The organism is Acinetobacter sp. ANC 3882, from assembly GCF_022549545.1.
Classification (GTDB): domain Bacteria; phylum Pseudomonadota; class Gammaproteobacteria; order Pseudomonadales; family Moraxellaceae; genus Acinetobacter.
On record NZ_JAKZGB010000008.1, the window covers coordinates 127,894 to 142,856 of the forward strand.

10 protein-coding genes and 2 pseudogenes are annotated in these 14,963 nt (G+C 39.7%); 9 read left to right on the top strand and 3 right to left on the bottom strand.

Going from position 1 to position 14,963, the window contains the following annotated elements:
• The first annotated feature begins 141 nt into the window (after positions 1 to 141).
• On the top strand, positions 142 to 633 hold the full coding sequence (gene soxR, locus MMO42_RS14545; protein WP_241321054.1) for a redox-sensitive transcriptional activator SoxR: 492 nt from the start codon (positions 142 to 144) through the stop codon (positions 631 to 633).
• 394 nt (positions 634 to 1,027) lie between these two features.
• Here the strand turns inward: soxR and MMO42_RS14550 are convergent, their stop codons facing one another.
• The gene (locus tag MMO42_RS14550) at positions 1,028 to 1,189 is read right to left on the bottom strand and encodes a hypothetical protein (RefSeq protein ID WP_241321055.1); all 162 of its coding nucleotides are present in this window, start codon (positions 1,187 to 1,189) and stop codon (positions 1,028 to 1,030) included.
• Positions 1,190 to 1,554: 365 nt separating this feature from the next.
• Here MMO42_RS14550 and MMO42_RS14555 point away from each other — a divergent pair, with 365 nt between their 5' ends.
• From MMO42_RS14555 to MMO42_RS14590, 8 genes and pseudogenes are all read left to right on the top strand, one after another.
• Entirely contained in the window at positions 1,555 to 4,374 is a 2,820-nt protein-coding gene (locus MMO42_RS14555; protein ID WP_241321056.1) for a type VI secretion system Vgr family protein, read from the top strand.
• Between the two features lie 15 nt (positions 4,375 to 4,389).
• A complete protein-coding gene (locus MMO42_RS14560; protein WP_241321057.1) occupies positions 4,390 to 5,892 on the top strand; it encodes a hypothetical protein in 1,503 nt (500 codons plus the stop codon).
• Complete coding sequence (locus MMO42_RS14565; RefSeq protein WP_241321058.1) at positions 5,889 to 7,016, top strand: hypothetical protein; 1,128 nt, start codon at positions 5,889 to 5,891, stop codon at positions 7,014 to 7,016. The genes MMO42_RS14560 and MMO42_RS14565 overlap by 4 nt, the downstream gene beginning before the upstream one ends.
• 25 nt (positions 7,017 to 7,041) lie before the next feature.
• The gene (locus MMO42_RS14570; RefSeq protein ID WP_241321059.1) at positions 7,042 to 8,193 is read left to right on the top strand and encodes a hypothetical protein; all 1,152 of its coding nucleotides are present in this window, start codon (positions 7,042 to 7,044) and stop codon (positions 8,191 to 8,193) included.
• A 222-nt stretch (positions 8,194 to 8,415) separates the two neighbouring features.
• On the top strand, positions 8,416 to 9,060 hold the full coding sequence (locus MMO42_RS14575) for a DUF1910 domain-containing protein (RefSeq protein WP_241321060.1): 645 nt from the start codon (positions 8,416 to 8,418) through the stop codon (positions 9,058 to 9,060).
• A 52-nt stretch (positions 9,061 to 9,112) separates the two neighbouring features.
• Positions 9,113 to 9,389 (top strand): annotated as a pseudogene (locus MMO42_RS14580) (hypothetical protein); the annotation flags it as partial.
• Positions 9,390 to 9,428: 39 nt separating this feature from the next.
• Positions 9,429 to 9,857: a PoNe immunity protein domain-containing protein gene (locus MMO42_RS14585; protein WP_241321061.1), complete on the top strand. Its 429-nt coding sequence runs from the start codon at positions 9,429 to 9,431 to the stop codon at positions 9,855 to 9,857.
• A 15-nt stretch (positions 9,858 to 9,872) separates the two neighbouring features.
• Positions 9,873 to 10,229 (top strand): annotated as a pseudogene (locus MMO42_RS14590) (DUF1911 domain-containing protein); the annotation flags it as partial.
• A 67-nt stretch (positions 10,230 to 10,296) separates the two neighbouring features.
• On the opposite strand, the gene MMO42_RS14595 reads toward MMO42_RS14590, so the two are convergent.
• The gene (locus tag MMO42_RS14595; protein ID WP_241321062.1) at positions 10,297 to 11,769 is read right to left on the bottom strand and encodes an efflux transporter outer membrane subunit; all 1,473 of its coding nucleotides are present in this window, start codon (positions 11,767 to 11,769) and stop codon (positions 10,297 to 10,299) included.
• 10 nt (positions 11,770 to 11,779) lie between these two features.
• Entirely contained in the window at positions 11,780 to 14,959 is a 3,180-nt protein-coding gene (gene adeG / locus MMO42_RS14600; protein ID WP_241321063.1) for a multidrug efflux RND transporter permease subunit AdeG, read from the bottom strand.
• Positions 14,960 to 14,963: the final 4 nt, after the last annotated feature.

Sequence of the window (14,963 nt, forward strand, 5' to 3'; positions counted from 1 at the left end):
AGGATGCTTTGTATCGAAATGATTTTGGTTGTGTGAATGTAGAGGAAAAGTCGCATTTCAGAAGGATAAACTGTCGCTTGAATTGACAAAGTTCTTTGCTCTGAACTATAAAACCTAAAGTAATATTGAGATATGCAGTAAATGACACCAGAACGAAAAATAAATATCAATCGAATGCTGACCGTAGGAGAAGTTGCTAAACGTAGCGGTGTAGCGGTTTCAACGCTGCATTTTTATGAGTCAAAAGGATTGATTAAAAGTATTCGAACCAACGGCAATCAACGCCGTTTTCCTTTGTCTGTGTTGCGCTATATCGGGATTATCAAAGTTGCACAAAAAGTTGGAATTTCATTGGATGAAATTAAAAATGCGCTGAGTATTTATCCTGTAGGCAGTAAGCTCACTGCAGAACAGTGGGCTGAACTTTCTTCACGTTGGCGTGAGGATTTAGATGCACGGATTCAAAAACTGACACGTTTAAGAGATGAAATGGACTGGTGTATTGGCTGTGGATGTTTATCTTTGGAACAATGCCGTTTGCGCAACCCCGAAGATATATTGGGTGAGGATGGCGCAGGTCCACGTATTTTAGAGCGAGAGGATGATTCAATGCTAAATTTATTAAATGATTGAAAAATAATAATTATAAATAGTATCTAAGCTTACTCTATTTGAGACTTTTAAGCTGCTTTTGTGGTGTGTATTGTCTTACTTGAAAAAATCTGGATACGCTATTTATGTGTATTTTTTGATCTGTAGATAAAATTATGAATTGTAGTGGCCGTGGCGAAGAGTTATTAAACTACTAAGATTATAGTTATTAAAAATAATCTCAGTAATAATATATTTATAAAGAAATAGTTAGACTAAATCAGTTTAGATATAATTTTTATACTAGATTGCATATTTAAATTAACGAATTGATATTTAATTTATTATTTTTTCAAATAATCTTTATTTTGTCAAAAATAGTATGGCATACAGGTTGGAGTAGAGATTTTCTAAACCAACCCTATGAGGTTTTAAATTATCGAGCGTGGCAAGTTGTTACTTCATTCTGGCAACTACATTTACCAGCAGGTGGTAATGGACCATTTGGTTGGCCCAAGCATTGATCATAAGCAAAAGTAGTCGTTGAAAAGAAAGAACAAAGCAAGCTTGATAGAACAATTTTACGTAAAGTTTTCATATTTTTTCCATTTATAATAAAAATAACATTTTATTGATAATAATAATCATTATCAATTTAATTGTAAAAGTTTTCTCTTTTTTTGCAATAGATAGAAAAAGTTTAGTAAGTGTTCAGTTTTAGCAAAATGAAGGGTTGTATATGGATAACAGTGATCAAAAAATTGAAACAAACGTAAGGCTGTTTCATTTGAGTATTTTATAAAAAAACTTTTAATTCAAAATCATAGGTGAATTTTCCCAATTCGGTAAAATAAATCCAACAAAAAAGTGACGTAAATTGTCATAAATAGACGGTTCTGTATGGAATGAAATCAATATTTTGATTAAAATTCGCTAAATTTAAGCAGATAATCTATAAAAAAGATGTCGAATAATATATTTCAGGCTTTAGAGAGTTTGGGGCTTACAGCACAGAAACGTGCGATTCATGCCCAGTTTTCAAATTCATCTTTGAATAGTCAAGTTTTCTTGCAACGTATCGATGGTCTCCATCAGCTGAATCATGGCATTGATCTACAGTTACTTTGTCTTTCGACCAATGCGATTATCCCTTTAAAAAGTTTTATCGGCAGTCAGGTTGCGATTGATATTGTAACGGATAAAGCTGAACTTACGCGTATTACAGGTATCGTAACCCACGCTGATATTGGTGCAAGTGACGGTTCACTGACGATTTATCGACTTGGTGTGCAAGATCCGACCGCCTTATGGAAACACCGCCGTAACAGCCGTGTTTTTATGGCGAAATCAGTGATCGATGTAATTCAGACCATTTTTAAAGAATGGCAATCCAAGAATTCATTATTTGCGGCGAGTTTAAGTTTGGATTTAAGTGGTTTAAGTCAGCAATACGACATTCGACCCTTTATTATGCAGAGTAATGAAACTGATTATGACTTTCTCACGCGTTTGATGCGAAGCGAAGGGATTAACTGGTTAATTGATGAGGCTCAACTCAAAGTATCGAATTCAAGCGAACAAATTCAGGCGCAGAAACTTCGATTAATCGATGACAATAATCAATATAAAGCCTTAGACCGCCGTAATATCCGTTTTCATCGTAGTAGTGCCACTGAAACACAAGATAGCATCACCACATTTGTGGCACAGCGTTCACTACAACCGAGCGCGGTACACATGCAACGTTGGCAAGCCGATGCTTTGGAACAGGATGAAGGTGCAGGGAGTGTTCAAAGTAAACACAGCCATAGTGATCAGCACGATAACCAGCAACTTGCTTTAGAGCAGGCATGGCATTTTTCACCTGCATGGATTCAAGATTTAAACGGTGAGGATGGTACGACCAAAGCGGGCAATGCTCAGATAGAGAAACTGAATCAGAACTTAAGCCAATATTATGATTCGCAGGCCAAGCAATTTGTTGCGACATCTACAGTGCGCGATACTCATGTCGGCTACTGGTTTGAACTGAATGAACATCCTGAGATTGATCAGCATTCAGGAGCAGATAAAGAGTTTTTGATCAGCTCGAAAACCTTTTATAACCAGAATAATTTACCCAAAGATTTAAATGATCAAGTCGCGACTTTGCTTCAACAAAGTCATTGGCAAAGTAGTCCTTTCCATCATGCTGAATCTGATGAACGCCAAGCGAATCAATTAACACTGCAACGACGAAATATTAGTCTGGTACCAGAATACAACCCGCTACAACATCGACCTGTGACACATCCACAACGCGCCAAAGTTGTGGGGCCAAGTGGAGAGGAAATTCATGTCGATGAATGGGGCAGAATTAAAGTCCGTTTCTTGTTTACCCGTACAGAAGACCATAGCCATGATGGTGGTGCGGGTGCCAATGACAATGATACCGATTCTGCATGGGTTGATGTATTAACCCCCTGGGCAGGTGAAGGCTATGGTGCACGGTTCTTGCCGCGGATTGGTGAGATCGTGGTGATCAACTTCTTTGATGGCAATATTGATCGTCCTTATGTGGTTGGGCGGATACATGAAGCACAGCGCAGCCCAACCAAGTTTGACAATGCGGGCAAGTTGCCTGATACCAAGAAACTAGCAGGAATTAAATCTAAAGAATATCAAGGTGAAGGTTTTAACCAACTTCGTTTTGATGACACTACGGGTCAGATCAGCGCACAACTACAAAGTAGCCATGCCGCTAGCCAACTCAATCTCGGTAAACTCAGCCATCCCAAAGATAAAGCTGAAAGCGAAGATCGTGGTGAAGGCTTTGAACTTAGGACTGACCAATGGGGGGCAGTGCGTGCAGGGCAAGGCTTATTGCTCAGTACACAGAAACAGGATCAGGCGCAAGGTGAACATCTCGATGCTGAAGCAGCTAAACAGCAGATTGAAAGTAATCAAAGTAATGCCAAAGCATTAAGCGAAGTTGCCAAGAATCAACAAACGGATGAAATTGAATCAGTTGAGCAATTAAAACAATTTGCTGAACAGATTGAGGCAAAGATTGCCAAATTTAATAAAGCGTTGTTGTTACTTCATTCGCCTGCAGGCATTGGTTTAAGTAGCAATGAAGATATTCATATTTCTGCAGATGGGCAGATCAATCAGATTGCAGGCGATAGTATTAATTTAAGTACGCAGAAGAATCTGATTGGCCATGCTCAAAATAGAATTAGTCTTTTTGCAGCGCAGAATGGCATTAAGCAGGTGGCTGCCAAAGGTAAGTTTGAAGTGCATGCTCAATCGGATGGGATGGACTTGCTCGCCAAACAGGGGATTCAGATCATTTCGACCGAAGACCGTATTGAGATCACCAGCCCTAAGGAAATTGTGATTACCGCAGGTGGTTCTCAAATCAAGTTGAATGGCTCAGGGATTTTCCCGACAACGGGTGGCAAGTTTGAGGTGAAAGCGGGGCAGCATTTATTTATGGGTGGGGCGAAAGCAAATTCAGTATTACCTCATTTACCTGTGATGAATTTAAAACCTGATGATTTGGTTCTGGAGTATTTACATAGTGATGGTTCGCCTGTTAAAGGCGCTGACTTTGAAGTCTTGCTTTCAGATGGATCTATACGAAAAGGAAAATTAGATGCATTGGGCAAAGCTGTGGTGAGTGGTGTTCCCGCAGGCAAAGCCAAAATACAGTATGGAGAAGACCAAAGTAAGGATGAATATCCGTCTGCAGAAGTTGATGATTGGTTTTTAGATTCTGATTCAGATAGTAGTAAAGAATAAAAACGAGAGAAGAAAATGCCAAATCCTCAAAATCAACAATTCTGGAATCAAATAGCTAAACGTTCTACTGAAATTCAGAAAGAATTTTGGTATGGAGCAGAAAAATTAGCGAAATACTTGAACGATAATCCTGCTCAATATAGTCGCTATATGACTTATGATACGAGCAAACCTGATCCTAAGTGGCCTTGGTGGAAAACAGCATTATTTTATATTGGACAGTCTCAATATAATCAGAGCGTGACAAGTTACAATAGTAGTCAAATTATTTTGGAAAAGAGTAGTTGGCTATGGGGAATGTTACAAGGGGATTTTAATAAAAGTCCGTCGATGTCTCAATTAATAGTTGGTGGCTTAATCAGTTTAATTCCTGTTGTTGATCAGGTTTGTGATGTTCGTGATTTAATTGCAAATAGTATTACCTTATCTGATGAAAAAAGTAGAAACACAGAGAACTATATGGCACTTGCACTTACTTCTATTGGAGTGATTCCAGAGGTAGGTTCTGCTATTAAGTCCGTTGTTCAGTTAAGGAAAGCAAAGGATTTCTCCAAAATAAAGTTATTTAAAACGATGGAGTACTATGAAGAGCTACTTAGTAAATTTAAGGTGAATTGTCCTTGGGGCAAAGCACCAGAGGCATGGTTAAGGTCCAAGCCTTGGAAGGCGATGGCAACCAGAGCTTACAATGCATTAAAAAATAATATTAATCGTATTTTGACCGTCATTAATGAGTGCTTAAAGAAATTTAATGGTGCTTTGAGAAATGCCTTGGTTCGATTCCAAGCAACTTTGAATCATATTCTTAAAACGATTAAGCAATATATTGATAAGCTTTGTGATGAAGTCGAAAGGGCAATGGCAAGTATCTTACCTCAACCACCACTAGCGATGGCAGGGGCTGGAAATGCAGGTAGGCATAATACTCCAACAGGACGTTATGAGGCGAATGTTGGCTCGGGTAAGAAAACAGAAGTTACTAATAAGCAAAAGAAAGAAGTACCAGAAAAAGAGAAACCAAAAGATAAAGATATAAACAATCCTTGTACTTTAAGACCTTATAAGCCTGATACATGTAAACCACAAGGTAAAACAGGTCATCATGTGGTACCTGATAGAGCTTTTAGATTAGGACTAAGGACAGATACTAGTAATCGGATTCCAGGAGCAATTACAGAAGGGCAAGGCTTGGTTGTATGTGTAACTGGAAAAGGGCGGCAGCTTCAGCACGGACAAATCCATTCCTATTATGATAAAAAAGAAAGGGTATTAGGAAAAGTATCAAATCCTAAAGGTGTGACAACATTGGAAAAGCTTGAATTAATAGGGGCAATTTCAGTTTCAAAAGTGTTGAAATGTAATAAAGCTCTACTTTTAGCAGAATTAAGAACTTATCATTTAGGATATGGTATGGGACCTGATTTTAAAGTTACAGCTGATCCAACTGGAAAAATGTCAATAGACTCAAATATTTTTAAACCAGCTTCCAATACAAAACAAGGTGGGAAAAAACTATGACGCAGATATCATCTGTAACTTTCAACGCAGCATGTGCTATCTCAGATGATATGGTATATGTATCGAGCTCATTGGATAAATTTGATGATAATCAGCAATTTAGTCGATTGTTTATGTATGATTGTACTGAAGATAATGGGCAAGGATGGTATTATCATGATGTTAATTTTATTGTAGTGGATGTATGTTTCTATAATGTTGAAAATAATAAAAAGTTAGTTGCATTAAGTGATGAAGGTGAGATTGAGGAGTTTGATGGTGAAAATAGTAAATTTAAACATATAGATGGAGCTGGTTTAAATAACGATCGTGGTTATCTCTCTAAAATAAAATTTCAAAATGGCAAGTTATTTGCTTGTGGATATGATGGTCAGGTTTATGTTAATGATTTTAAGTGGTCTGACATCTCAAGTGGTTTAAATATTAATGATAATCAGGCGTTAGATTTTGATTCGCTTGATCATGAAGATGATATTTCTGTTATTGATATATGTGAGGTGGATGGTAATTATTTCTGTGTAGGTCGTATTGGAGATAATGGGCTAATTGCTAATTATGATGGTAATCAATGGAATATATTGAAAAAAGTTACACCTGCTACACTATATTCAATTCTTTTGAAAGAAGATGGTAAATTAATTGTATGTGGAACATATGGGAATTTAATAGAAATTAATGATAATACTGATTTTAGCCGTAAAACAAACTTAAGTATAAAAGATGATTTCTATTCTTTAACTGAATTTAATGGCGTAGTTTATATAGGTTCAGCATGTGGTCTATATAAATTTCATGAAAATGAAATTACCAAAGTTAATGTTCATGAGGAGATTGATAGTAATCTTGTATTTAAAGTGGATTGTACTGAAAATATTTTATGGATTTTTACGAATAAGCTTGTGGGCAGATATGATGGGGTTTCTTGGAGGATTTTTGATCATCCTGATAATAAAGAATACCAGAAAATATCTTTAACTGTTAGTGCTAATGAAAAATGTCCTAAGTCAGGATACTGGTATACGGTTGCGAAACCTAATTCAAGAGATTATTTTAGACAAGGTGATTCTTTCCCTCAATTAGTCACTGATTGGGGCGAAGTATATTGGCAATTCGATGGTGAGTAATGGTTATATTTATTAGATCAAATATATGAAAAATCCTATTACATTTACTTCAGGATGCGCTATTAGTGCCCATAGATTCTGTTTATCAGCAAATATTGATGAATTGGATACATGGGATTGCTTTAGTAAAACAATAATTTATAAACATTTTGAACAGCAAAACTGGTCATGTTTGGATTTGGAAGGATGGAAAGTTATTTCAGTTGCTTACCAAAGTAGAGAGGGCGAACCTTCCATTATATCGCTTGATCAAGAGGGGGATGTAGGAATATTTCAACAAAGCAATAATGAGCATCAAGAAATTAGATATAAATTAGAAGAAAAAGTTTATGGGAAATTTAATCATATCCGTGTAATTAATGGTGATCTTTATGCTTGTGGAGATGGAAGTCAAGTCTATAAGAATAACCAGAATGAATGGAAATCTATTGGAGTAGGACTGGAAGAAGACCCTATTGAATTGAAAAATCAGGATTTATCCTTTTTAGAATATGAAAGTGATTTAGATTTTAATCGATGCTTTTATGATATAAATGGATTTAATAACAATGCTTTATATGTATGTGGGACAAAAAAAGAAGATGAATTTATTGCTTTCTTTAATGGTAATAATTGGATAGAGGTTAATCGAATTTCGACATCTGCATTGTATGGGATTACGTTATGTCCAGATGGGAAAAATATTTTAATTACTGGGCAAGATGGCACACTTCTGGAAGGGAATATAGATGATGGGTTTAAAAGTCTAAAAAATAGAAGTATAAATTCGACTTTTTATAATGCAGCATTTTATCAAGAGGCTATATATATAGCTTCAGAGCAGGGACTATATGTATATGCAGATTCTGATTATTCCATCGTTCCTGAGTTAAGTGATATACAAGGGGTCATCTCTGTTGACGAAAAAGATGGAGTTCTTTGGGTACTTAGCTATAAGCAATTGATTCGATTTGATGGAAAAACATGGGATAGAATTAATCATCCAGATAATGATGAAATACAATATGGGCAATTAAAATGTAGAGTTGGAGAAATCTGCCCTAGGTCAGGAGATTGGTGGAGTCCAGCAATTAATATGGAAAAACGTCATTTTGATCAAGGTGAAACAATGCCTGAAATTCCGAATAATCCTTGGGGTGAAACCATTTGGTATTTAGATATAGAGAGCAATGATTGAATCATTTGAGAAAAAGCCATCCTCATTTGGATGGTTTTTTTTAATTCTACTAAGTAATCTAAGAATATGGTGGAGGAACCAGTTCAATCAGTTAACAAATGAATATTCATAAGCATCTAAGTAAAAGCAATGAAGACATATTGTCATAGCAAAAGAGGCAGACAATAAGGCAAAAATTTTTGACAAATCACGCGATAAAAGAATTAGATAAAGGTACTTTTTATGAGTTTTTTGACTGAAAGAAGACAACAGTTTTTGACGGAAGTAAATTTTCATGGCACTAGGGATTTAACTTTGCGTGTAATGCAAAGGCAAAAAGATAATTTGAGTAAATCAGAAGGTGCTGATGTTGGATGGCATTTATCAATGTGGTTTGGTATAGCTGAAGGGACATTTAATAATTTTATATTGTCATATACCGCTGGTGAGTCTATTGAAAGTTTACGCTATGCATTAGAAAATGTAGTTGTTGCTTATGAAAATTATTTAAAGGCATTATTACAAAATAGCGGTGATCCAAATGAAATGGCATTTCCAATAAGATCTTTTGATGGGTATTGTCCTTATTTATGGCTAATAAGCTTATGTTATTTATTGCATCGACAGGATTTATTACCAAGAGTTGCTCGTCTAGTTGATGGTGAGGATGAGGAAAATGCAGGTATTGATTTCAATATAGAAGAGCTTCTTAATTACTCTAAAGAGTTAGAGCGGTATGAAACTGATGATTGTGTTTCTGGATGTTACGGTCTTTTTGCTGATGCATTAAGTGAACCTAATAAAATACAAGCATTAAACTTATTAAATGATTTTCTAAAAAATGGTATAAGGATTTATCAGCAGCTCCTTGACATGATAGTCATTTAAGTGATGACGGAAATTTTGGGTATTGGGCTTTCGAAGCAGGTGCAGCAGTCTACTTATTAGAAATTGAAGACGATAGCAGTCTTCATCAATATTTATATTATCCGAAAGATTTAGTTCAATTTGCGAAGACTTTTGTACCACTAGCAAATGATGTTAGCAATAAGCAAGGAAATCAGCTTAGATGTGAAGCTGGTGAAAATTGCCCAAAAACAGGTGACTGGTATAGTCCCGCTAATAATATGGAAAAGCGTCATTTTAAGCAAGGCGAAAAGATGCCTGAGATTAAAAACAATCCATGGGGATTGACGATTTGGTATTTAGTGGAATAAGAATAGTGCCCTATAGGGCATTATTTGTTTGGAATAAATATGGATTTTGAAAATAAGAAAAGACAGCTTTTTATAACAGAGAGATATTGTATAAAATCGAAGGAATATCATGAAGAAGGAATTTCTTTATATCTAGAAAGTGATGCATATGAAGATGATGAATATAATTGTGGCGAGGCATCTAGATGGCAATCCATTACACTTACATATTGGGATTTGCTTCTTTTAGGGTATACGTCTGGAGAACCTATAGAAGAGCTTATTTCTTCATTTGAAAATATAGTAGCTGGTTATACGAAACAGGCAGAAGCATTAGCAGTTTTTAAAGGAACAGCTAAGCCATCAGTTATTAATGGTGAAGGTGGTTTTATTGCATTAACAATGATTAGTTTGGCTGTGTTACTTAATCAGAAAAACACGTTGCCAACTATAAAAGAGCTAATCAATGGAGGAAATGAAGACCAATAAGGAGAGGATAAGGTAATAAATAAATTTTTCAAAATTTTAGACTCTAAGCATCCCGATACAAATAAAGATGGAGTTTACAGTTATGATTACTCTCATTTATGCGATGTGATAGACAATCTTTTAGATAAAGATGATAAAGCGCATGCTCTTGAAGTACTAGATAATTATTTATCAGATTGGTATGGGATTCATAAAAACACGCTTTGGTATAATAGTCACTTAGATTTAGATAATAGTTTTTCATATGTGGGATATTGGGCATTTGAGGCCGCTTTTTTAGTGTACATGTTTGACTTGGATGATACTTCTTTACATAAGTATTTATATTACCCAAAAGATATCGTACAGTGGATTAGACATATTGAAAAATAACAATTGGATTAAAGCCCCATACATGATGAGGCTTTAATTTTTTGCACTAATCTATTTTAAATCTACTTTATTGCCTTCCTAGCTCCGCTTGTCCTGTATGCCAACCACCACCTAAAGCACGGATGAGATCCACACTGGCAATCATCCGGCTGCCATGAAGCTGCGCAGCCAATTGTTCCTGTTGCAAGATACTCCGATCAGAATCAATCACATCCAGATAGCTGATACTGCCTTCACGATAACGCAAATGTGAAAGCTGATTGCCATGTCGGGATGAAGCAAGTGCCTGACCCTGTGCCTGTATTTGCTGATCCAGAATACGTTGATCAGACAAACCATTTTCAACCTCACGGAAAGCATTCAGCACGGTCTGTCGATAATTGGCCACGCTTTGCTCATAGCCTGCACGTGCCTGAGCGACGCCCGCCTTACGTTGTCCGCCGTCAAATAACGGTAAAGACAAAATTGTACCCGCAACAGGGCCGAGTAAAAAAGTTCGACTCGACCATTTGCCTAAATCACCTAAACTTGCAGATTCATAACCCAGTGCACCTGTAAGATCAAGTTTGGGGAAAAAGGCAGCACGTGCAATACCGATTCGGGCGTTATCGGCTGCCATAGCGCGTTCTGCGGCAGCAATGTCAGAACGACGTTCAAGCAGCGTCGACGGTAAACCCGCAGGCAGGCGAATTGCAACGGCCGACAAGGGTTGAATCGCTAAGCTGAAATCAGCAGGGGGTTTACCAAGTAATACCGCCAATGCGTGTTCGGTATTGGCTCGACTCCGTGCAATGCTGAGTGCATTGGTCTGTGCGGTAGAAAGTTCAGTCTGTGCACGAGAAGCATCAAGATCACTGACCAAGCCATTGCGATAACGTGCTTGAATCAAATTTTGATTCTCTCTCAGTAATTTGATGTTTTGCGCATAGATTGCTTGTTCAGCATCGAATTGACGAATCAAAAAATAAGCTTGGGCAACATCGGCTTGCAGTGCTAACAATGCTGAATGATACAAAGCTTCTTGTTGCTGCACATCAGCCGTTGCTGCATTGACACTACTGGCAATCCGTCCAAATAGGTCCAGTTCATAGGAGACATTGGCTTGTGCTCGCCACAGTGTACGTGCAGAAGTCGATGCATCCGAATCAAGTCCTAAAGAAGCGGGTGAAGGCTTTTGACGGGTCGAGCCAAAACCTGCGCCGATGCTAGGTAAGCGTTCAGCTTGCGCAGCAGACCTCAAGGCGCGTGATGCCTGAATATTGGCTGCTGCCGCTTTTAGATTCTGGTTCCCCGCAATTGCTTGATGTTCCAGATCATTCAGCTGTGGATCATTAAAAATTTGCCACCATTCACCACGAGATTGTGTATCAGCGGGTTGGGCAATGCTCCAGTTAGGATCATCCAGTTTGGCATCCGCTTCTTTAAATTGTAGTGGAATAATAACCTTGGCTGGCTGATATTCAGGTGCCAATGAGCAGCCTGCAAGCAGCAGGCTTCCCATGAGCGAGGAGAGTATCCAGTGTGGTTTGAATCCTGTCATATCCTGCTCCTTAGTGATCATGTGAACTGTGCAATGGTGCTTCATGCACAGCTGCCGAATGCAGTTTATGTTTGCTGTTCAGGGTACGAATCAACACATAGAAGGCAGGCGTCAGGAACAAACCAAAGAAGGTAACCCCAATCATGCCAAAGAATACGGCAACACCCATGGCATGGCGCATTTCAGCACCTGCGCCTGTTGATGTGACTAACGGTACTACACCCATAATGAAGGCGATTGAAGTCATCAGGATCGGACGCAAACGTAAACGGCTGGCTTCTACCGCGGCATTGAATGCAGTCGCGCCTTGCATTTCCAGTTCTCGGGCAAATTCGACAATCAAAATGGCATTCTTACAGGCTAGCCCGACCAGTACCATCAAGCCGATTTGGGTAAAGATATTGTTATCTCCACCTGTGAGCCAAACGCCTGTCAGTGCTGCCAAGATACCCATTGGGACAATTAGGATCACAGCCAATGGTAAAGTGAGGCTTTCATATTGAGCTGCCAAGACCAAGAACACCAACAACACGCTGATCGGGAAGACCCACAATCCAGCATTACCTGCCAAGATTTTTTGATAGGTCAGGTCGGTCCATTCGAATTTTACGCCACGTGGCAAGGTTTCAGCGGCAATTCGTTCAACTGCTGCTTCGGCTTGGCTCGATGAATAGCCCGGTGCAGGACCACCGTTAATATCCGCTGCGGTATAGCCGTTATAGCGCACCACCATTTCTGGGCCATAGGTTTCAGTGACATTGACCAGAGAAGACAGTGGCACCATTTGCCCAGCATTGTTACGGGTTTTAAGCTGTAAAATATCTTCTGGATTGGCACGGAATGGTGCATCGGCTTGAGCACGTACCTGATAGACGCGACCAAAGCGGTTAAAGTCATTCACATATTGTGAACCGAGATAAATCTGCATGGTGCTAAATACATCGGTGACTGCAACGCCTTGTTGTTTGGCTTTGACCCGATCCAGATCAACATTCAGTTGCGGCACATTGATTTGATAGCTAGAGAACATTGGCCCCAACTCAGGTGCAGATTGTGCCGCTTTCATAAAGGATTGTGCTGCATTATTTAACTCGGCATAGCCTAAAGCACCACGATCTTCCAGCTGGAGTTTAAAGCCGCCCATGGTGCCGAGACCCATCACGGGTGGTGGTGGGAAGACCGCAATATAAGCATCTTGAATCGCTGAATATTTCTGATTTAAGGCACCAGCAATGGCATTGGCAGAAAGATCAGCTGCTTTGCGTTCAGCGAAAGGTTTTAAGGTGACAAAGACGATCCCGGCACTGGAACTGTTGGTAAAACCATTAATCGATAAACCTGGGAAAGCCACCGCACTTTCTACACCAGGCTGTTTTAGCGCGGCATCACTCATTTTACGGATGACATTTTCGGTTCGATCCAGTGAAGCACCATTGGGTAGTTGGGCAAAGCTGATCAGGTACTGCTTATCTTGCGCAGGCACAAAACCACCCGGAACAATATAAGAAATACCAATGGTCAGGCCAAGCAGGGCTGCATATACGCCCATGGCTGAGGCTTTATGGGAAATGACTCGATTCACCCCTCGACCATATTGATCCGAGGCACGTGAGAACACACGGTTAAACAGTGCGAAGAAGCGTCCGAAGACACGGTTCATCACACGGGTCAAAAAGTCAGGTTTAGCATCATGTCCTTTGAGCAACATGGCTGCTAAAGCAGGAGATAGAGTGAGTGAGTTAAACGCTGAAATCACGGTTGAGATGGCAATGGTCATGGCGAATTGCTTATAGAATTGCCCAGTTAATCCTGTCATAAAGGCGAGTGGGACAAACACGGCAACCAGTGTCAACGCAATCGCGATAATCGGTCCGCTGACTTCACGCATGGCACGATAAGTGGCATCCCTTGGACTCAGACCTGCTTCAATATTTCGCTCGACATTTTCCACCACCACAATGGCATCATCGACCACAATCCCGATGGCGAGTACCATCCCGAACAGTGACAGGGCATTGATGGAATAACCAAAGGCCAGCATCAAGGCGAAGGTACCAATGATTGAAACAGGCACTGCCAGTAACGGAATAATTGAAGCACGCCATGTTTGTAAGAACAGGATCACGACGACAACCACCAGCGCAATCGCTTCAAGCAAAGTGTGAATCACTGCTTTAATACTTGAGCGTACAAATTGGGTCGGGTCGTAAACGATGTCGTATTTAATCGAAGATGGAAAATCTTTGGACAGTTCCGCCATGGTGCTACGTACTTGGTCAGAGACCTGTAAGGCATTGGCACCCGGTGCTTGGAAAATTGGAATCGCCACCGCCTGTTTATTGTCCAGCAATGAGCGTAAACCATATTGCGAAGCAGCAAGTTCAACACGCGCGACATCACCGAGTCGAGTCACTGCACCATCCGCAGCTGTTTTTACAACAATATCGGCAAATTCCTGTTCGGTACTTAAACGACCTTGTGCATTCACCGAGAGCTGTAAAGGCGAATTGTTTGGCGCAGCACCGATGGTTCCTGCAGCGACTTGAATATTCTGTTCACGAATCGCGTTGACAATTTCAGTGGCGGTGAGGTTACGTTGCGCCACTTTTTGTGGGTCCAACCATACGCGCATGGCGTAATCACCAGAACCAAACAGGCCGACTTCACCCACACCTTGTAAGCGTGCCAGACGGTCTTTGACATTGAGTACGGCATAGTTACGCAAGTAGGTCATGTCATAGCGATTGTCTGGTGAGGTGAGATGCGCCACCATGGTCAAGGTTGGTGAACTTTTCAGCGTAGTCACGCCGAGACGTTGTACATCTTCAGGTAAACGTGGCAAAGCCTGAGAAACCCGATTCTGTACCAGTTGTTGTGCTTTATCTGGATCAATCCCAAGCTTGAAATTGACGGTAATGGTTAAGTTACCATCGCTGTTGGCTTGAGACTGCATATACAGCATGTTCTCAACACCATTGATGGATTCTTCCAACGGAGAAGCAACAGTTTCAGCAATAACTTTGGGGTTGGCACCCGGATATTGTGCACGCACCACTACAGAGGGCGGCACCACTTCTGGATATTCAGAAATCGGCAATTTGAAAACAGAGAGTAAGCCCGCCAGTAGAATCAGGACGGACAGCACCCCGGCAAAGATCGGACGATCAATAAAAAACTTAGAAATATTCATAAGG

Excerpts from the sequence above, each read along its gene's own strand:
- MMO42_RS14560 (WP_241321057.1), top strand. The coding sequence starts at position 4,390 with ATGCCAAATCCTCAAAATCAACAATTCTGGAATCAAATAGCTAAACGT.
- adeG (WP_241321063.1), bottom strand. The coding sequence starts at position 14,959 with ATGAATATTTCTAAGTTTTTTATTGATCGTCCGATCTTTGCCGGGGTG.
- MMO42_RS14575 (WP_241321060.1), top strand. The coding sequence starts at position 8,416 with ATGAGTTTTTTGACTGAAAGAAGACAACAGTTTTTGACGGAAGTAAAT.
- MMO42_RS14550 (WP_241321055.1), bottom strand. The coding sequence starts at position 1,189 with ATGAAAACTTTACGTAAAATTGTTCTATCAAGCTTGCTTTGTTCTTTC.
- MMO42_RS14555 (WP_241321056.1), top strand. The coding sequence starts at position 1,555 with ATGTCGAATAATATATTTCAGGCTTTAGAGAGTTTGGGGCTTACAGCA.
- MMO42_RS14595 (WP_241321062.1), bottom strand. The coding sequence starts at position 11,769 with ATGACAGGATTCAAACCACACTGGATACTCTCCTCGCTCATGGGAAGC.
- soxR (WP_241321054.1), top strand. The coding sequence starts at position 142 with ATGACACCAGAACGAAAAATAAATATCAATCGAATGCTGACCGTAGGA.
- MMO42_RS14565 (WP_241321058.1), top strand. The coding sequence starts at position 5,889 with ATGACGCAGATATCATCTGTAACTTTCAACGCAGCATGTGCTATCTCA.
- MMO42_RS14570 (WP_241321059.1), top strand. The coding sequence starts at position 7,042 with ATGAAAAATCCTATTACATTTACTTCAGGATGCGCTATTAGTGCCCAT.
- MMO42_RS14585 (WP_241321061.1), top strand. The coding sequence starts at position 9,429 with ATGGATTTTGAAAATAAGAAAAGACAGCTTTTTATAACAGAGAGATAT.